Origin of the sequence: Mesorhizobium sp. Cs1299R1N3 (assembly GCF_037179625.1) — a bacterium.
Lineage (GTDB): Bacteria > Pseudomonadota > Alphaproteobacteria > Rhizobiales > Rhizobiaceae > Mesorhizobium > Mesorhizobium salmacidum.
Window position 1 is genome coordinate 133,761 of sequence record NZ_JAPYKQ010000009.1, and the last position, 17,763, is coordinate 151,523.

Annotated in this window: 19 protein-coding genes; 9 read left to right on the forward strand and 10 right to left on the reverse strand. The window is 64.4% G+C overall.

The genetic code is table 11. The features are described from left to right. The first annotated feature begins 147 nt into the window (after nt 1-147). The 3 genes from O7B34_RS20150 (at nt 148) to O7B34_RS20160 (ending at nt 4,500) form a co-directional block, all read left to right on the forward strand. Nucleotides 148-2,805 carry a DNA translocase FtsK gene (locus O7B34_RS20150; protein ID WP_337107603.1) on the forward strand — a complete coding sequence of 886 codons (2,658 nt, stop codon included), beginning with the start codon at nt 148-150 and terminating at the stop codon, nt 2,803-2,805. Between the two features lie 134 nt (nt 2,806-2,939). Further along, complete coding sequence (locus O7B34_RS20155; protein ID WP_337142502.1) at nt 2,940-3,620, forward strand: outer membrane lipoprotein carrier protein LolA; 681 nt, start codon at nt 2,940-2,942, stop codon at nt 3,618-3,620. Nucleotides 3,621-3,693: 73 nt separating this feature from the next. Then, nucleotides 3,694-4,500, forward strand: coding sequence for an exodeoxyribonuclease III (locus O7B34_RS20160; RefSeq protein WP_337142469.1), 807 nt, complete (start codon nt 3,694-3,696; stop codon nt 4,498-4,500). A 71-nt stretch (nt 4,501-4,571) separates the two neighbouring features. Here O7B34_RS20160 and O7B34_RS20165 read toward each other — a convergent pair whose 3' ends face one another. Both O7B34_RS20165 and O7B34_RS20170 read right to left on the reverse strand, forming a co-directional pair. Beyond that, entirely contained in the window at nt 4,572-5,027 is a 456-nt protein-coding gene (locus tag O7B34_RS20165; protein WP_337107601.1) for a Crp/Fnr family transcriptional regulator, read from the reverse strand. 117 nt (nt 5,028-5,144) lie between these two features. Further along, complete coding sequence (locus tag O7B34_RS20170) at nt 5,145-5,828, reverse strand: response regulator transcription factor (RefSeq protein ID WP_027145512.1); 684 nt, start codon at nt 5,826-5,828, stop codon at nt 5,145-5,147. 84 nt (nt 5,829-5,912) lie between these two features. On the opposite strand from O7B34_RS20170, the gene O7B34_RS20175 reads away from it, so the two are divergent. Continuing rightward, on the forward strand, nt 5,913-6,509 hold the full coding sequence (locus O7B34_RS20175; RefSeq protein ID WP_140718558.1) for a L,D-transpeptidase family protein: 597 nt from the start codon (nt 5,913-5,915) through the stop codon (nt 6,507-6,509). A 93-nt stretch (nt 6,510-6,602) separates the two neighbouring features. On the opposite strand, the gene O7B34_RS20180 is transcribed toward O7B34_RS20175, so the two are convergent. After that, a complete protein-coding gene (locus O7B34_RS20180) occupies nt 6,603-6,845 on the reverse strand; it encodes a hypothetical protein (RefSeq protein ID WP_337147710.1) in 243 nt (80 codons plus the stop codon). A gap of 165 nt (nt 6,846-7,010) precedes the next feature. Between O7B34_RS20180 and gcvA the strand changes: the two genes are divergently transcribed. Then, nucleotides 7,011-7,943, forward strand: a complete 933-nt coding sequence (gene gcvA / locus O7B34_RS20185) for a transcriptional regulator GcvA (protein WP_140510213.1) — start codon at nt 7,011-7,013, stop codon at nt 7,941-7,943. Nucleotides 7,944-8,031: 88 nt separating this feature from the next. Here gcvA and O7B34_RS20190 read toward each other — a convergent pair whose 3' ends face one another. From O7B34_RS20190 to tsaD, 7 genes are read right to left on the reverse strand one after another with little or no spacing between them, the layout of a single operon-like run. Further along, nucleotides 8,032-8,781: a glycosyltransferase family 25 protein gene (locus O7B34_RS20190; RefSeq protein WP_337147711.1), complete on the reverse strand. Its 750-nt coding sequence runs from the start codon at nt 8,779-8,781 to the stop codon at nt 8,032-8,034. 9 nt (nt 8,782-8,790) lie between these two features. Further along, on the reverse strand, nt 8,791-9,207 hold the full coding sequence (locus O7B34_RS20195) for a DUF1761 domain-containing protein (protein WP_140510216.1): 417 nt from the start codon (nt 9,205-9,207) through the stop codon (nt 8,791-8,793). Nucleotides 9,208-9,229: 22 nt separating this feature from the next. Further along, the gene (locus tag O7B34_RS20200) at nt 9,230-9,913 is read right to left on the reverse strand and encodes a class I SAM-dependent methyltransferase (protein ID WP_337147792.1); all 684 of its coding nucleotides are present in this window, start codon (nt 9,911-9,913) and stop codon (nt 9,230-9,232) included. Beyond that, nucleotides 9,910-10,335 carry an EVE domain-containing protein gene (locus O7B34_RS20205; RefSeq protein ID WP_337107595.1) on the reverse strand — a complete coding sequence of 142 codons (426 nt, stop codon included), beginning with the start codon at nt 10,333-10,335 and terminating at the stop codon, nt 9,910-9,912. The genes O7B34_RS20200 and O7B34_RS20205 overlap by 4 nt, the downstream gene beginning before the upstream one ends. A gap of 40 nt (nt 10,336-10,375) precedes the next feature. Then, nucleotides 10,376-10,672, reverse strand: a complete 297-nt coding sequence (locus tag O7B34_RS20210) for a YciI-like protein (RefSeq protein ID WP_337147712.1) — start codon at nt 10,670-10,672, stop codon at nt 10,376-10,378. Nucleotides 10,673-10,702: 30 nt separating this feature from the next. Further along, nucleotides 10,703-11,725 carry an NAD(P)H-dependent glycerol-3-phosphate dehydrogenase gene (locus tag O7B34_RS20215; RefSeq protein WP_337147713.1) on the reverse strand — a complete coding sequence of 341 codons (1,023 nt, stop codon included), beginning with the start codon at nt 11,723-11,725 and terminating at the stop codon, nt 10,703-10,705. After that, nucleotides 11,722-12,807 carry a tRNA (adenosine(37)-N6)-threonylcarbamoyltransferase complex transferase subunit TsaD gene (gene tsaD, locus O7B34_RS20220; protein WP_337147793.1) on the reverse strand — a complete coding sequence of 362 codons (1,086 nt, stop codon included), beginning with the start codon at nt 12,805-12,807 and terminating at the stop codon, nt 11,722-11,724. The genes O7B34_RS20215 and tsaD overlap by 4 nt, the downstream gene beginning before the upstream one ends. Nucleotides 12,808-12,910: 103 nt before the next feature. Between tsaD and hemC the strand changes: the two genes are divergently transcribed. The 4 genes from hemC to O7B34_RS20240 all read left to right on the forward strand — a co-directional run bounded on the left by hemC (nt 12,911) and on the right by O7B34_RS20240 (nt 17,760). After that, nucleotides 12,911-13,849, forward strand: coding sequence for a hydroxymethylbilane synthase (hemC, locus tag O7B34_RS20225; protein ID WP_337147715.1), 939 nt, complete (start codon nt 12,911-12,913; stop codon nt 13,847-13,849). A gap of 2 nt (nt 13,850-13,851) precedes the next feature. Further along, the gene (locus tag O7B34_RS20230; protein WP_337147716.1) at nt 13,852-14,568 is read left to right on the forward strand and encodes a uroporphyrinogen-III synthase; all 717 of its coding nucleotides are present in this window, start codon (nt 13,852-13,854) and stop codon (nt 14,566-14,568) included. A 110-nt stretch (nt 14,569-14,678) separates the two neighbouring features. Continuing rightward, nucleotides 14,679-16,157, forward strand: a complete 1,479-nt coding sequence (locus O7B34_RS20235) for a phage tail protein (RefSeq protein WP_337147717.1) — start codon at nt 14,679-14,681, stop codon at nt 16,155-16,157. Nucleotides 16,158-16,167: 10 nt separating this feature from the next. Then, nucleotides 16,168-17,760: a heme biosynthesis protein HemY gene (locus O7B34_RS20240; RefSeq protein WP_337147718.1), complete on the forward strand. Its 1,593-nt coding sequence runs from the start codon at nt 16,168-16,170 to the stop codon at nt 17,758-17,760. The last annotated feature ends 3 nt before the right edge of the window (nt 17,761-17,763 follow it).

Here is a 17,763-nt window from a genome sequence, read left to right on the forward strand (position 1 = left end):
GCGGACACTGGAGGTATCGATGTCAAAAGGACGGTCGCCGCAGCCTTATAGTTAATGCGCCCTTAACCTTCCCACGCCTAGTCTGGCATCCGAATCTGCCGGAGTGCGTCATGCGCTCGGGCCAGGCAATCACTGACGGGGAAGAGCATGCGTTCAGGGGCTTCAGCACCGCTCGCGCTGACCGATACGGGGCACGGCATCCAGGCATTCGCGCGGCGCCAGGTCGGCCGTCTGGTCGGCGCTGGCCTGTTCGCGTTCACCGCCTTCGCCGTCGCAAGCCTCGCGACCTGGAACGTCGCCGACCCGAGCTTCTCACACGCCACCGCCAACATCGTCACCAACGCCATGGGTTATGCCGGCGCCGTCTTCTCCGACCTTGCCATGCAGTTCTTCGGCCTTGCCGCGGTCGCCGCGCTGGTTCCTGCCGTCATCTGGGGCTATCTCCTGTTTTCGGCGCGCGGCGTCGACAGGCTGCCCAAGCGCGGGCTGTTCTGGTTCGGTTTCGCGCTGCTCGCCGCCGCGATCGCGGGCTGCATCGTTCCGCCCAAGACCTGGCCGCTGCCCACCGGCCTCGGCGGCGTCTTCGGCGACATGGTGCTCAAGATTCCCGGTGTCCTCATCGGCGGATATCCGACCGGGCTGATCGCCAGCGTGCTCGCCATATTGCTGGCGGCACCCGCGCTCTGGCTGTTCGCCTATGGCGCGGCGCTGATCGGGCGCAAGAACGGCTTCGCCGTGATGGAAGAACCGGCCGCCGCGGACCCGCGCGAGGACGAGCTTCTGTTCGACAATGACGAGGACGAGGGCGACGAAGGCATACTGGCGCTCGGCGCGATCACTCATTGGTGGCTTTCGTTCCGCGCCTGGATGCATCGTCGCGCTGTGCGCCGCAGGCAGGAGCGGGACGAGTTCGAACCCGAGATGGAGCCGCGCGCCAGCGCCTGGCGCCGCGCCGCCGAGCGAGTCGAGTCGGCCGAATTCGCCGAATCCCGCATGAGCCAGGACGGCCGCGCCCGTGTCGAGCCGGAATTCTTCGCCGCCATGGTCAACGACCGCGGTGTTTCCGTCGATCCGGCCGACGACGATGTCTTCGGCCGCGACGACGAGGACATGGATTTTGACGACGAGCCCGTCGCCCAGCGGCGTGCCCCGACGGCCAAGGTCCAGCAGTTCCGTTCCGATGCCGCCACCCGGGTCGAGGCGCCGGCGGCGCGACCCGTGCCGGGCGCCCGCGTCCAGCGCGAGGCGCAGACCTCGCTGATTGGCTCGGACACGTTCGAAATGCCGTCGCTGCATTTCCTGTCCGAACCGAAGAATGTCGCGCGCGACCCAAGTCTTTCCAAGGACGCGCTGGAACAGAACGCGCGCCTGCTCGAAGGCGTGCTGGAGGATTTCGGCGTCAAGGGCGAAATCATTGCCGTTCGCCCGGGTCCGGTGGTCACCCTCTACGAGCTCGAACCGGCGCCGGGCATCAAGTCGTCGCGGGTCATCGGCCTCTCCGACGACATCGCACGCTCGATGAGCGCGATTGCCTGCCGCGTCGCCGTCGTGCCGGGCCGCAACGCCATCGGCATCGAACTGCCAAACGCCAAGCGCGAGACCGTTTATCTCAGGGAGATCATGGCCAGCCGCGACTTCGAGACCACCAAGGCCAAGCTGGCGCTGGCGCTGGGCAAAACCATCAATGGCGAGGCCGTCATCGTCGACATCGCCAAGATGCCGCACGTGCTGGTCGCCGGCACCACCGGTTCGGGCAAGTCGGTCGCCATCAACACCATGATCCTCTCGCTGCTCTACCGGCTCACCCCGCAGGAATGCCGGCTGATCATGATCGACCCGAAAATGCTCGAACTCTCCGTCTATGACGGCATTCCGCATCTTTTGACGCCAGTCGTGACCGACCCGAAGAAGGCTGTGGTGGCGCTGAAATGGACCGTGCGCGAGATGGAGGACCGCTACCGAAAGATGTCCAAGGTCGGCGTGCGCAACATCGATGGTTTCAACGCGCGCGTGCAGCAGGCCGAGAAGAAGGGCGAGAAGATCTCGCGCACCGTGCAGACCGGCTTCGACCGCCAGACCGGCGAGGCGATCTACGAGACCGAGAATCTCGATCTCGAGCCGATGCCTTACATCGTCGTCATCATCGACGAAATGGCCGACCTGATGATGGTCGCCGGCAAGGACATCGAAGGCGCCGTCCAGCGCTTGGCGCAGATGGCGCGCGCCGCCGGCATCCATGTCATCATGGCGACGCAACGTCCTTCGGTCGACGTCATCACCGGCACCATCAAGGCCAATTTCCCGACCCGAATCTCCTTCCAGGTGACGTCGAAGATCGACAGCCGCACCATTTTGGGAGAGCAGGGCGCCGAGCAGCTGCTCGGCATGGGCGACATGCTCTACATGGCCGGCGGCGGCCGCATCCAGCGCGTGCACGGGCCGTTCGTCTCCGATGACGAAGTCGAGAAGATCGTCGGGCACCTGAAGCTGCAGGGCGTGCCGGAATATCTCGACGCCATCACCGAAGATGACGGCGAGGACGACGACGAGCCGTCCGGCAAGGGCGGTTCCGGCGGCGGAGGCGGTGGCAATTTCGAGGATTCCGATGATCCCTACGATCAGGCGGTGTCGGTGGTGCTGCGCGACGGCAAGGCCTCGACCAGCTACATCCAGCGGCGTCTGGGCATCGGCTACAACCGTGCCGCCTCGATCATCGAGAAGATGGAAAAGGAAGGCATCGTCGGTCCGGCCAACCATGCCGGAAAACGCGAAATCCTGGTGCCGACCGAGGACGACAAATTCTGACAGTGGAGAGTTCGCCGCAACTTCGAACCTTCTGGTGCGTTCAACCGGCTGAGCAGCGATCGCCTCGCCAAACTTCAGCCCAACTGGGGGTTCACGACAGCGACCAAATCAGGAATCAGACGAGAGTGACCGATATGAAAAACGATCTTTCAGCGCTGAGCGATCTTGCCCCGACACGTCGCCAGTTGCTTGGCCTCGGCCTGGTGTTCGCGGGTGCCGCCGCGCTCAACGTGGTGCCCGGATTCGAGCTCCTCGCCTCGGCGCAGGCGGCCGTGCCCGCGGCGGCGCAAAAGATCGCCGACCATTTCTCGGCGGTCAAATCGATGAGCGGCGAATTCGTCCAGTTCGGCCCCAAGGGCGAGCAGACCGGCGGCAAATTCTTCCTGGAACGGCCGGGCAAGATCCGCTTCAACTATGACGGGGCTTCGAATTTCCGGGTGATTTCCGACGGCAGATCGGTTGCCATCCTCAACAAGAGACTGAACACGTCGGATCTTTATCCGCTATCGAAGACGCCGCTGAAGCTGCTGCTCGACGACCGCATCGACCTCTCCGGCAACCGCGTCAAGAGCGTCAAGGAAGAAGACGACCTCACCACCATCCAGCTCTCCGACAAGTCGGTTTTCGGCAATGCGCGAATCACCATGATGTTCGACCCGAAAACCTATGATCTGCGGCAGTGGACGATTACCGACGCGCAGGGCAAGGACACGACGGTGATGATCTTCAACACCAAGGAAGGCGTCAGTTTCGCGCCCGACACCTTCGCCATCGACTATACGGCCAATCGCGAGCTGAACACCAAGACACGGTAGTCTTCGTCGCCTCGCTTGTTTTTCCGGCGTGTGGCTGGCAGTAGTTCGGCGATCTATCGCCGGACCTTGCCGCATGCCCTTTTCGATCGCCACCTGGAACATCAACTCCGTGCGCCTGCGCATGCCGATCATCGAACGCCTGCTCGATGAGTACGCGCCCGATGTGCTCTGCCTGCAGGAAACCAAGGTCCCGGACGAGCTCTTTCCCGAAAAGGCCTTTCGTAAGGTCGGCTATCCCTACATCGCCTTCCATGGCCAGAAGGGCTATCACGGCGTGGCGACGGTGGCGCGGCGGCCGATCGAGGTGGTCGAAAGGCGCCGCTTCTGCGATATCGAGGACAGCCGGCATCTGTCGGTGACCGTGCGGGCCGGCGGCAAGACGATCCTGGTGCACAATTTCTACGTTCCGGCGGGTGGCGACGAACCGGATCCCGAGATCAACAGGAAGTTCAGGCACAAGCTCGATTTCGTCGCCGAGATGAACGCCATCCGGGCCGAACACGGCGAGGTGTCGGCCTCGGTGCTGGTCGGAGACCTCAACATCGCGCCGCTGGAGCATGACGTCTGGTCGCACAAGCAATTGCTCAACGTGGTCAGCCACACGCCGGTCGAGACCGAAAACTTCGAGGCGATGCGGCTGGCCGGCGGCTGGGTCGACCTGATGCGGCTCAACGTGCCATCGGAACAGAAGCTCTACACCTGGTGGAGCTATCGGGCGCAGGATTGGGAGGCGTCCAATCGTGGCCGGCGGCTCGACCATGTCTGGTCGTCGCCAAACCTGGTGCCTGATTTTGCCGGCTACGAAATCCTGAGGGCGGCGCGCGGTTGGGACCGGCCGTCGGACCATGTGCCGGTGATTGCGCGGTTCAATCTGGATTAACGGAGTCGTCGATAAAAGGCGTTCGTCGCGATCCTTCGCGCCAAGCATCGAGTTCTCTCGCGGCAACGGCCTCAACCCGAAAAGCGCGGGGCCAGTTCCTCGATGCGGCGGATCATGTCGTGGAATTCCTCGGAGATGCGCTGGTGGAGTTTGACCGCCAATTCCGGATACTCCTCCAGGATGCGCCGGAACATCTTGCGGCTCAGCCTTATCACTTCCGAATCGATTTCGGCCGAGGCGCTGGTCAGCCGGTTGGTGTCGGCGATCAGCGCCAGTTCGCTGAGCATCGTGCCGGGACCGACTTTGCCGATCGGGATGCGCTCGCCATTCTGCTCGCGATAGAGCACGATACGCCCGCTGACCACGACATAGGCCGAGTCGGCCACGTCGTCCTCGCGATAAAGCTTGTGGTCCGCCTGCACGAGAGTGGTCTCGGCTCCGAAGGCGAGCAGGCGCAGCTGTTCCTGCGTGAAGCCCTCGAAAAGCCTCACGGCGGACAGGATGCGGATGTCGTCATCCAGCGCCATCTAGCTTTGTCCCCGAACGGTCAGTCCAATCCCTCCTCTGCGGTACGGTCCCTGAATCCCCCTAGGATCGTACCCGAAAGCGGCCCCGTCCAGACCGCCAATTGGATAGTGAAATGTTTAAGGAACCAGCTTGTAGCCGCCGCTTTCTGTCACAAGAATTTCAGCATTGGAAGGATCGCGCTCGATCTTCTGGCGCAGACGGTAGACATGGGTTTCCAGCGTGTGCGTGGTGACGCCGGAATTGTATCCCCATACTTCCTCCAGTAGCACGTCACGCGTCACCACCTTCTGGTCGGCGCGATAGAGATATTTGATGATCGAGGCCTCCTTTTCCGTCAGCCGCACCTTGCCGCCGCGCGGGTCGATGAGCAGTTTCTGGCTGGGCTTGAAGGTATAGGGGCCGACCGAGAAGGTCGCGTCCTCGCTCTGCTCATGCTGGCGCAGCTGCGCCCGGATACGGGCAAGCAGCACCGCGAAGCGGAATGGCTTGGTCACATAGTCGTTGGCGCCGGCCTCGAGACCCAGAATTGTGTCCGAATCGGTGTCGTGGCCGGTCAGCATGATGATGGGCGCCTTGTAGCCGCCCTTGCGCAGGATCTTCACCGCCTCGCGGCCGTCCATGTCGGGCAAGCCGACATCCATGATGAGCAGATCGATCAGCCCGCCGCGCGCAGCGGTGACGCCTTTTGCCGCAGTGGATTCCTGCAGCACGTCGAATTCCTCGTAGAGGGACAATTGCTCGACCAGTGTGCCGCGCAGGTCGTCATCGTCATCGACGATCAGGATGGTACGTGAGGTCATGGATCAATCCGTTGTTTTGAAAAGTGAATTCAGTTGACCGCTGCGTATTTATGCGGAAGCTTGCCGGCACAATAGCCGATCACAGTGATTTGTTCCGTGGCACGATCATACAAGAAAAAACGCGATCGCAATGCAGCCGGCGCAATTTTGGCAAAACGGCTGCGCGTGATGACCGTGCGGGCGCGGCCCGGCCACCCAAGCCAGGGCCTGCTGCAGGCCGGCAAAACGGTGTTTGCGTGCGCGCTGGGGCGTGGCGGCATCTCGTCCGGCAAGCGGGAAGGCGACGGCGCAACGCCGCTCGCTTCGATGCGCATCCTGGCGGGCTATTTTCGGGGGGATCAGTTTGCCGCCGGCCGCAGGACGCGGCTGGCGATGGCGCCGATCGGGCCGGACCTCGGCTGGTGCGAGGTCCCAGACGACCGCAATTACAACAGGCCGGTCAAGATGCCCTATGGCGCCAGCCACGAACGCATGCGGCGCGACGACCGGCTCTATGACGCCTGCCTGGTGCTCGACTGGAACATCGCGCCGCGCCGCCGCGGGCGCGGCAGCGCCATCTTCTTCCACCTGGCGCGTCCCGGCTTCACGCCGACGGAAGGTTGCGTGGCGGTCACCGCGCGCACGATGGCGCGGCTTTTGCCGCTGCTGTCGGACCGGACGGTGGTGAGGGTGGTGAGATAGGGGAATAGGGGAATAGGGGAATAGGGGAATAGGGGAATAGGAAGTCTTCAGGAGCAGCAGACACGCCCAAGCCGCATCATCAATGCTACTCCCCTATCCCTTCCTGTTTCGCTGCCAGCCGATGTCTAGAAGGCCCAGCCGGCCGGTCTCGCGGTCCATGGCGCGGGTGATGTCCTTGCGGGCGGCGCCGATATCGCGCAACTGGCGATCGGATAGATCCTCGACGTTCTGGTAGCCAAGATTGACCGCGACCCTGGCCTGCCGCAGCCAATCGCGGACAGCCGACAGCCAGCCCGGCCGGGCGATGTATGCAGGGTGAAGAACGATGTGAGACATGACGGGATCCGTATTCTCCGGACATCAAATCCGGTTTGATGGTGTTTTGATGTTGCAATCATGCCGGATTGAAAAACAAACGGGAAACGAGTAGTTCTTTTCTCATCATCAAGTTTTATTTGAGGATTGAGGCTCCATGGACCGCTTCGATCGGGCCGCGCGCTGATGGCAGCCCTTTTGCCTGGAACACGGGCGCTCAGGACGCTGGAGGCGGCGGCCCGGCACCTCAATTTCACCCGAGCCGCCGACGAGCTCGGCCTGACGCCCGCCGCCGTCAGCCACCAGATCAAGGAAATCGAGGATCAGCTCGGCATCGTGCTGTTCACCCGCACCAGCCGCACCATCCGTCTGACGGAAGCGGGCACGGTGCTGTACGAGGCGGCGACCGACACGCTCGACCTGCTTGGCCGGGCCGTGATGCGGGCGCGCAAATTGGCGCGCGGCACAGAATTCCTGAAGGTGACGCTGGACGCGCAGTTCGCGGCGAAATGGCTGATGCGGCGTGTCGAGAATTTCCGCAAGCAGCGGCCGGGCATCGAACTCAGGTTCGACATTGCCTATGGCTTGCGCGATTTCGATCTCGACGACGTCGATGTCGGCATCCGCTTCGGCGCCGGCAAATATCCAGGACTCTGCGCGCATCGCCTGTTCGACAACATCATCATTCCGGTGTGCAGTCCGGGCCTCCTGGCATCTGGGCCGCCCCTGCGCGAGCCGCGCGACCTGTTCAACCACACGCTTGCCCATATTGAATGGGCCCGCCAGGGCGTGACCTGGCCGAACTGGCGCATGTGGATGGCGGCGGCCGGCATCAACGATTTCGACGACAGCCGCACCGTCGTCTTCGGCACGTCCACGGATGCTGTCCAGGCGGCGCTGGACGGCAATGCCGTCGCGCTCGCCGATTTCGCCATGGTGGCGAACGACCTGTCCGAGGGCCGGCTTGTGCGGCCCTTCGAACTCAGCATCAGGGTTGCGCCGGAATTCGCCTATTTCCTGGTCTATCCCCAGGCCATGGCAGACGATCCCCGTATCGTCGCGTTCCGCGAATGGATCCTCGAGGAAGTTGCCAGGACGCGGACGGCGGACAAGGTCTAATCTCTTGTCTTATGCAATTCCCTAGGGAAAGCGCTACACGCTTTTCCCAGGAAAACCGCGACGGACTTTTCCTGGAATTGCTCCGCGCTCAGGACCGGGCGTTGTGGCCGAAGATCATCCTTGTGTATTTCTTCCATTTCCATTTCAGCTTCTTGTACAGAAGCGGGTGCTTTTTGCCGGCGACGGAAGTCTGGAAAGCGCCGTTTTCGCTGCCTTGCTCGACAATTGGCCGCTCGAACCACAGCATCTCAATGCCCAGTTTTTCGTCCATCTGCTCGATCTGGTGGTCGATCACGGTGTATATTTTGTGCTGATCGATCCAGGCACAACGGGCTTCGGCGACCGGACGGGTGATGAGATAGGAATCCGCGCACCTGGCATGCAGCGCCGGGTAGAGCCTCTGACCCCTGCGCAATTTCCAGCTTGGCGTGTAGTAGTTGCTGCCGTTGCCGAGATAGATGACGGCCTTGCGCATCGGGCTGCCGAGTTCGGCCAGCCCTTGCCGGAATTTGGCGACGAAGTCGCGCGCGAGGAAGACGTCGTCCTCGAACACCAGGCAATAGGGCAGGTCGGTTTCGAGGAAGTCGCGCCAGATGCCGACATGCTTCAGCGCCAGCGAGACCTGCGCCGGGTGGACAAAATCGGGAGCGACCAATTCAGCACGAATCTTCGGGGTGAGATCTGGCTTGTCCCAGTCCGTGTAAAAGTAGACGGGCACGCCGCGCCGCTCAAACTCGCGGACAATGTGGCGGCGGCGTTCGTCATAGCCATGCTTGACGTGGCAGATCCGGGTGAACACCAGGTCGCGGGGAAATCCGGATTCATCCGTCGTCGTCAAAGCGTTATCTCAGCTCGCCGCGGCGCCGAACCAGCCGATCACCGCGCCGATGATCAGCAGCACGCCCAGCCAATGACCGCCGTCGATGAGGGTCAGGTCCCAGCCGAAATTCTCATAGCGATGGTTGACCGACAGCGTCGTGGCGACGAAACCCAGCCAAAGCACGAAGCCGAAGATCAGGCCGGCGAGCCAGGTCGGCTCACCACCCGTCATCGCGCCGACGACCAGGGCCATGATGTAGGCCATCAGCAGCTCGGCGATGAAGGAGATGACGAAGGGCAGCGGCGATTTCTTCATCGTCGCCGGATCGAGCTTGACGGCCTTCAGCCAGGGCTTGCTCAACGCCATGTACCAGGCGGCGCCGAACAGCCATGCGACGACGGCGGCGGCAACCACCGCGATCCAGTTCACTGCTGAAAAATCCATGAGTTCCCCCTCCTGTGCGGTTTTATGGAAACGCCTGTTCGGCGATGGCGTCAAGCAGTCGCCACACGGTCGTGCGCTTGACTTCTGCATCCTCGAGCGCCCTTGTCACCGGCACCTGGTAGACGCCAAGCGGCTCCAGCCCCGATCGCGGCAGATAGGACCGACCGGGATCGCCGACGAGGACCTCGGCGCCACGCCGCTTGAGCGCCGAAAACCACGGCATCAGCCGGTCGGCGAAGGGTTTGTCGTAGAAGACGTCGCCAGCCAGGATCACATCCCAATCCGCATCGGTGCCGATACAGTCCGTGTCGAGGAATTTGTTCACGACGCCATTGGCGTCGCTGTTGAGCCGGATCGCTGTGGCGCAGAACGGGTCTATGTCGGCAGCGGTTACCTCGGCGGCCCCCGCCCTGGCGGCGGCGATGGCGACGAGCCCGGAGCCCGAGGCGAAGTCGAGCACGCGCTTGCCTCGCACCATATCGGGATTGTCGATGACATAGCGGGCGAGGCCCTGGCCGCCGGCCCAGGCGAAAGCCCAGAAGGGTGGCGGCAGGCCGATCTCGACCAGTTCGTCCTCGGTCCGCTGCCAAAGATCATGCGCCTCATCGGCGAGGTGGAGAAGAATCTCCGGTACATGCGGCGGCGCCATCAGCGTCGTATTGTCGAGGATGAACTGTCTGGCGCTGTCAGAGGTGAGTGCCGTCACGGCGCCGGCGTCAGCCCGCCCATGCGGCAGACTTCCTTCCATTCGGCCGGGGTCACCGGCTGCACGGAAAGCCGTCCGAGCCGCACCAGCGCCATCTCGGCCAGTTTTGGATTGGCCTTGACCTCTTCCAGCGTCGGCGGGTTCGGCATATCCCTGACGGCGCGGATGTCGACACACTCCCAGCGCGGATCATCGGATGTGGTGTCGGGATGGGCCAGCGCGCAGACCTCGGCGATGCCGACCACGTTCAGCCCGTCGTTGGAATGGTAGAAGAAGCCGAGATCGCCGATCTGCATGGCCTTCATGTTGTTGCGGGCGGCGTAGTTGCGCACGCCGTCCCATTGCGTGCCGGCCTTGCCCTTGGCCTTCAACGCCTCGAAGGAGAAAACCGAGGGTTCGGATTTGAACAGCCAGTAGTTCATTTTTCTCTCCTCCTTGCGGCCCGGTCGCGGGCGACCGGATTTAACTAGCCGCCGGCTTATTGAACGTCCAGTTCCACTGGCGGATTTCGACGCTTTCGAACAGGCCGGCCCTGGCATAGGGGTCAGCGGCCGACAAGGCGTGTGCGCCTGTCAGATCGGGCGCCTCGACGACAACAAGGCTGCCGTTTGGCTTGCCGTCGGCGTCGAGGAACGGACCGGCAAAGGCCAGCTTCTTGTCGCTGTTCAGCCCTTCGAGGAAGGCGACATGCTCGGGCCGCGTGTCGAGGCGCACCTGCAGGCTTCCGGGCTTGTCCTTGCAAATCAGAGCAAACAGCATGGTCTTTTTCCTGGGCGGTTGGATCAGGGATCAATCGTTGGTTTCGGTCTTCAGCGGCCGGGTCATCAGGGCCGTCACGGCCTGGCCGATGGTGATCCTGCCGTCCAGTATGGCGGCCACGGCGGCGATGATCGGCGCATCGATGTTGCGCTCGGCGGCGATGCGGGCGGCGATCGCCGCGGTCGGCACGCCCTCGGCCAGCGGCAGTCCGGAAAGCGCCCTGCCTTGCCCGAGCGCCAGCCCGTAGGCGAAATTGCGCGATTGCGTCGACGAACAGGTGAGCAGCAGGTCGCCAAGGCCGGAAAGCCCCATCAGGGTCTCGGGCCTGGCGCCAAAGGCGGCACCGATGCGGCGCAGCTCGACGAAGCCGCGCGTGACCATGGCGGCCTGGGCACTGGCGCCGAGCCCGGCCCCGGTGACAGCGCCGGCGGCGATGGCGAAGACGTTCTTCAAGGCGCCGCCGATTTCGACGCCGATTAGGTCGTCGCTCGAATAGCAGCGCAGGTTTTCAGCCGAGAAACGGGCGGCAAGGTCGGCCGCTAGCGCCTCGTCGCCGGCAGCCACCACCACCGCCGTCGGCAAGCCACGGGCGACGTCGCTGGCGAAGCTTGGCCCCGACAGGGCGGCGACCGGGTTTCGCGGCAGGATTTCCGCAGCGATTGCCGACAGCAAGGCGCCTGTGTCGCGCTCGATGCCCTTGGCGCAAAGCACGAGTGGAATGCCAGCGGGCATATGATCCTTAGCGGCCGCCAGCGTCGCCCGCAACGCTTGCGCAGGCGTCACCGCCAGCACGCAATCGGCCCCGGCAAGCGCTGCCTCGATGTCGCTCGTCGCCTCTATACCGGGCGCGATGGCAATGCCCGGGAGATAGCGCGGGTTCTCGCCACGACCGATCGAGGCCACGGTTTCAGGGTCACGTGCGAACAGCCGTACCGAGTGGCCGGCGCGCAGCATGGCCAGCGCCAGCGCCGTGCCCCAAGCGCCGCCGCCGAGCACGGCGACACGCCAGCCGCTTTTGCCGGGGCCTTCGCTCTTCATGGCTTTATCGGTCATGCCTTGGCTCCGCGCCGGCCGGAGCCGACCATTGGCGTCGAGACGCTATCCAGCGGCCAGCGCGAGCGCGGCACAAAATCGAAGCCGTTCTCCTGCGCCATGCCTTCGCGCAGGCGCTCGATGCCGGCCCAGGCGATCATCGCGGCATTGTCGGTGCACAATTTCAGCGGCGGCGCGACGAAGGTGAAACCATTCTCGGTACATAGCCGCTCCAGCGTCGCCTTGATGGCACGGTTGGCGGCGACGCCGCCGGAGACGACCAGCGCCGGGTTTTTGGTGCCAGGGAATGTCTTGCGAAAGCGTGCCAGGGCGCGAGAGACGCGGTCGGCGAGCGCATCGGCGACCGCCGCCTGGAACGAGGCGCAGATGTCGGCGACATCCTGGTCGCTCAAGGGCTCGATCGCGGTTGCCGCCTGGCGCACGGCCGTCTTCAAACCGGAAAACGAGAAATCGGGCTGTGCCGAGCCTTTCATCGGCCGCGGAAAGGCAAAGCGCGAGGCATTGCCCGACAGCGCCGCCTTCTCGACATTGGGACCGCCGGGATAGGGCAGGCCGAGCATCTTGGCGGTCTTGTCGAAGGCTTCGCCGAGCGCGTCGTCGATGGTGGTGGCCCAGCGCTGGTAGTCGCCGACGCCGCGCACGGCGAGGATCTGCGTGTGGCCGCCGGAAACCAGCAGCAAGAGATAGGGGAATTCCAGACCGTCGGTCAGCCGCGCCGTCAAGGCGTGGCCTTCGAGGTGATTGACGGCGATCAGCGGCTTGCCGGCCGCCGCCGCGATAGCCTTGGCCGTCATCAGGCCGACGATCAGCCCGCCAACGAGGCCCGGCCCGGCGGTCGCGGCGATCGCGTCGATATCGGCAAGCGCCACGCCCGAATCGGCGAGTGCGGCCTCGACGATGCCGTCCAGCGCCTCGACATGCGCGCGCGCGGCGATCTCCGGCACGACACCGCCGAAGGCGGCATGCTCCTCGATCTGGGAGAGCACGATATTGGACAGGATTTTCGGCGCGGCGTCGCCCTCCAGCGCCACGACGCTGGCGGCGGTCTCGTCGCAACTCGTCTCAATGCCCAGAACGCGGATCAATTCGTCGCTATCCCAAGAGATTGTTTATATGGCTATTCCCCATTAGGAAAAGGCCGGCAAGACCTCGATTTCGCTCGGGGGTTATCACGGACCGCGCGCCATGCAAACTTTGAAAATCGGAACACGGAAAATCGGAACACGCGGCAGCCCGCTGGCGCTCGCCCAGGCGCATGAGACGCGTGTGCGGCTGATGAAAGCGCATGGCCTTCCCGAGCAGGCGTTTGAAGTGGTGCCCATCTCGACCAGCGGCGACCGTATTCAGGACCGGCCACTGTCGGAGGCCGGCGGCAAGGGCCTGTTCACCAAGGAAATCGAGGAAGCGCTGCTCGACGGTCGTATAGACATCGCCGTGCATTCGTCGAAGGACATGCCGACGACGCTTCCTGACGGACTGGAGCTCTCCACTTTCCTGCCGCGCGAAGACGCGCGCGACGCTTTCATAGGCAAGGCGGTCAAGCGGATCGTCGATCTGCCGCATGGCGCCAAGCTCGGATCGTCGTCGCTCCGTCGCCAGGCGCTGATCCGGCGCATGCGGCCGGATTTCGAGGTGGTGATGTTCCGCGGCAATGTGCAGACGAGGCTGCGCAAGCTGGATGAAGGCATCGCCGAGGGCACCATCCTCGCCTATGCCGGGTTGAAGCGGCTCGGGCTCGAAGGCGTGATCACCGACCTGATGTCGCTGGAGGATTTTCCGCCGGCGCCGGGACAAGGCGCGATCGGCATCGAAACACGCGTCGGCGACCGTGATATCGAGAACATGCTTGCGGCGATCCATCACGCGCCGACCGGCCAGGCCTTGGCCTGCGAGCGCGCGTTTCTCGCCGCGCTCGACGGCTCGTGCCGCACACCGATCGCCGGCCATGCGACGGTATCAGGCGGGAAACTGTCCTTTGCCGGGCTGATCATCTCGCCCGACGGCACGGAGTGGCATGACGTCCGGCTGGAAGGCGAGGCCGCCGACGCAGCGGAAATTGGGGCTGATGCCGCACGGACAGTTCGCGCCAGGGCTGGCGAAAAGTTCTTCGACGGTTGGCTCTGAAAATGCTTCGCGTCCTGGTCACCAGACCGGAGCCGGGTGCGTCGCGCACGGCGCGAAAGCTGGAGGAGATGGGTTTTGAGCCTCTTCTGCTGCCATTGACGGAGACGATGGCACTGCCGGTCGATGCCAAGGCGGTTCCGGACGACGTGGCCGCCGTGGCCGTCACCAGCGCCAATGCCGTGCGCCATACCCCCAGAGATCTGATGGCGATGCTGTCCAACCTGCCTTGCCATGCTGTCGGCAAGAGGACAGCCGAGGCCGCGCGCGACGCGGGCTTTCTCTCGGTCAGCGAGGGGCCTGGCGATGCCGAGGCGCTGGCCGACTGCATGGGAATCGCGTTTTCCGGTAAAGCGATCGTCTATCTCTGCGGGCGCGTGCGGTTTCCGGCCTTCGAACAGAAGCTGGAAGCTGCTCACGTCCAGGTCCATGCCGTCGAGACTTATGACACGATTGCGGTGAGCTATTCGGACGAAGCGATTCTTCCGCTGATATCAGGCCAATCCGTCGACGCGGTGCTGCTCTATTCGGCCAAGGCCGCTGCCGCGATGCAGGTCCTGGCCAGCCGGCCTGCCCTGCAAAAGGTCTTTGAAAAGACGCGGGTTTTTGTCCTTTCCGTGCGCATCGCCGCCGCCTTCGGCGACAGCGCCGGCAAGGCAGTCCGCGTCGCCGCACGATCCGACGAGGAGGCGCTACTGGCACTTTTGCGGGCACGGCCCTGATCCGCGTCATCACACCGCCCCTTTTCACCGCTTGGTGATGTGCTAGACCCTTTCTGAACCATCACGCGCCGCCGGGCGTTGAGACGAAGCGAATTTTGCGGAGCCCATGCATGGTCAAGACGCCGAAGATGCGACACTCGAAAGGCCGCCGCGATCCGGTGACCATCGACCTCGATCCGGGCGCCGTCTCACGCATCGTCGACGAGGATGCCGCCAAGGATATCGCCCAGACGGACGAGGCGAAGGCCGAGGAAGCAGCGAATGCCTCGCAGCCAGAGCCCCCGGAAGAGCCGGTGCATGCCGATCAGGCAGATCTCGAACCCTGGGAGCATGGCGATGCCGCCGCCGGGCAGTCTGGCACGGATTCGCCACCGCATGCCGAGGCCAAGACCGCCGAGCCGGAAATGCCTTATCCCGGTTCGGATACTCCCGCCAACCGCGCCAAGGCTTCCGACTATAATTTTGAGGATGCAACCGCCAAAACCGCCGAGACCAAGGCGGCTTCCGGAAAAGCCGACGCAAGGAGCGAACCGATGACAGTGCAGCCGAAGCGGGGCGGCCTCAACGGCGTCGCCGCCGGCGTCATCGGCGGCGTCATCGCGCTGGTCGGTGCCGGCGGCCTGCAATTTGCCGGCCTGCTCGGCGCGCCGGGATCCGCTCCCGGTGCCTCGCTCGCTGGTGTCAATGGTGAGATCGCCTCGCTGAAGAGCGAAATCGCGGACATGAGGGAAGCCGGCAACAACAATGGTGCGTCGGCCAAGGTCGATGGACTGTTGTCGGGGCTCGACCAGGTCAAGAGCGATGTCGCGGCGCTGAAATCGGCGGTCGAACAGGGCGGCGCCGGCGACAATGCCGGGCTTGCAGCACTTGGCGACAAGATCAAGCAGATCGAAACCACGGTGGCGGCCCTCGGCAAGGCCGGCAGCACGGCACCGGTCGATCTTGGTCCGCTCAACGAAAAAATGGCGGGTCTCGATGCTCTGGTGAAGTCGACGGGCGAGGCGGCGAAGGCGCAGGAAGGTCGGCTCGCCGCGCTCGAACAGTCGGTGTCGCAGCTTTCCGGCAAGGTCGATGCACAGGCATCGCAGCCGAAGGTCGCGCTCGCCATCGCGGCTTCGGCGCTGAAGGCCGCGCTCGATCGTGGCGCGCCGTTTTCGGCCGAACTCGATACGCTGGCCGCGATTTCGCCTGATGCGCCGCAGCTCGCGACATTGCGCCCCTATGCCGAAAAAGGCGTGCCGACCCGCACCGAGATCGCTTCGCAGATGGATGCGGCCGCCAATGCCATGGTGGCAGCGGCCACGCCGGTCGACCAGAATGCCGGCTTCCTGCAGAACTTGATGTCGAGCGCCGAATCGCTGGTCAAGGTCCGGCCGATCGGTGCCGTTGAAGGCGCCGGCGCACCGGAAACCGTGGCGCGCATGGAGGTTGCGGTCACTCAGGGCGACTATGGCAAGGCACTCAGCGAATATGAAACATTGCCGCAAGCCGTGAAGGCCGCGGGCGCCGACTTTGCCGGCAAACTGAAAGCCCGCATCGAGGTCGAAACCCAGGTCGACGCGCTGATCTCCGGCGCGATGAAGGCATGAGGGCAACACGATGATCCGCCTGCTCGCCTTCCTCATCGTCGTCTTCGCGCTCGGGCTGGGCTTTGCCTGGCTGGCGGACAGGCCCGGCGACATGGTCGTCACCTTCAACGGCTACCAATACCAGGTGAGCCTGATGGTGGCGGCGGTGGCCGTCGTCGCCGTCGTTGCGGCGGTGATGATCGTCTGGTGGCTCATCAAGTCGCTGTGGAACAGCCCCTACACCATCTCGCGCTATTTTCGCGTGCGCCGCCGTGACCGTGGCTATCAGGCGCTGTCGACCGGCATGATCGCCGCCGGCGCCGGCGACGGGGCGCTGGCCCGCAAGAAGACCAAGGAAGCGGCCAAGCTGATCCGCTCCGACCAGGAGCCGCTGATCCATCTGCTCGAGGCGCAGGCATCACTGCTCGAAGGCGATCATGAAGGCGCGCGCCAAAAATTCGAGAGCATGCTCGACGACCCCGAAATGCGGCTGCTTGGCCTGCGCGGGCTTTACCTGGAGGCCGAGCGGCTGGGCGACCGCAACGCAGCCCGGCACTATGCCGGCCGCGCCGCCGCGGTGGCGCCGCAACTGGCCTGGGCGGCCGAATCGACGCTGGAGGAGCTGACCGCGCGCGGTGACTGGGACGGTGCGCTGAAACTGGTCGATGCGCAGAAGTCGACGCGGCAGATCGAACGCGACGCCGCCAACCGCCGCCGCGCCGTGCTGTTGACCGCCAAGGCGCAATCGCTCGCCGACAGCGATCCCGCGGCTGCCAGGACAGCGGCGATCGAGGCTAACAGACTGCGGCCGGATTTCGCCCCCGCCGCCGTTGCCGCCGCCGCGGCGCTGTTCAAGCAGAACGACGTACGCAAGGGCTCGAAGATCCTCGAAGCAGCATGGAAGGCCGAGCCGCATCCCGAAATCGCGGAGCTCTATACCCATGCAAGGCCGGGTGACGCCGTGTTTGATCGGCTCAACCGGGCAAAGAAGCTGCAGGAGATGAAGAAGAACCACGCCGAATCGTCGATGACGGTGGCGCGTGCCGCGCTCGACGCGCAGGATTTGCCGGCCGCCAGGCGCGAGGCCGAAGCCGCGATCCGCATGGATCGCCGCGAGGGTGCCTATCTGCTTCTTGCCGATATCGAGGAGGCCGAGACCGGCGACCAGGGCAAGGTGCGGCAGCTTCTCTCCAAGGCGGTGCGGGCGCCGCGCGATCCGGCCTGGGTGGCCGACGGCGTCGTCTCCGAGCGCTGGGCGCCGGTATCGCCGGTTACCGGCCGTCTCGACGCCTTCGAATGGCGCGCGCCGATGGAGCGGCTTGGCCAGCTGATCGACAGCCGCGATGAGCCGGATGCCCCGGTAGTGGCCATCGAGGCGCCGGCTAGGCCGGAAAAGCCGGTCGGCGTGATCGATCATGCCGCCTCGGGCAACGAGGCGACGGGCAAGGACGCCGAAAGCCGCGAGGATCATGTCACCCCGGTCACGGCCGCCGCCTTTGCCGCGGTGCCGGCCGATGCCGAAGCCGTCGAGCCGGCGGAAGAACTGGCGCGCCTGCCGGACGATCCAGGCGTCGATCCGGACGACGAGGCGGAAAAATCGCCACGCCGGTTCCGGCTGTTTTGATTT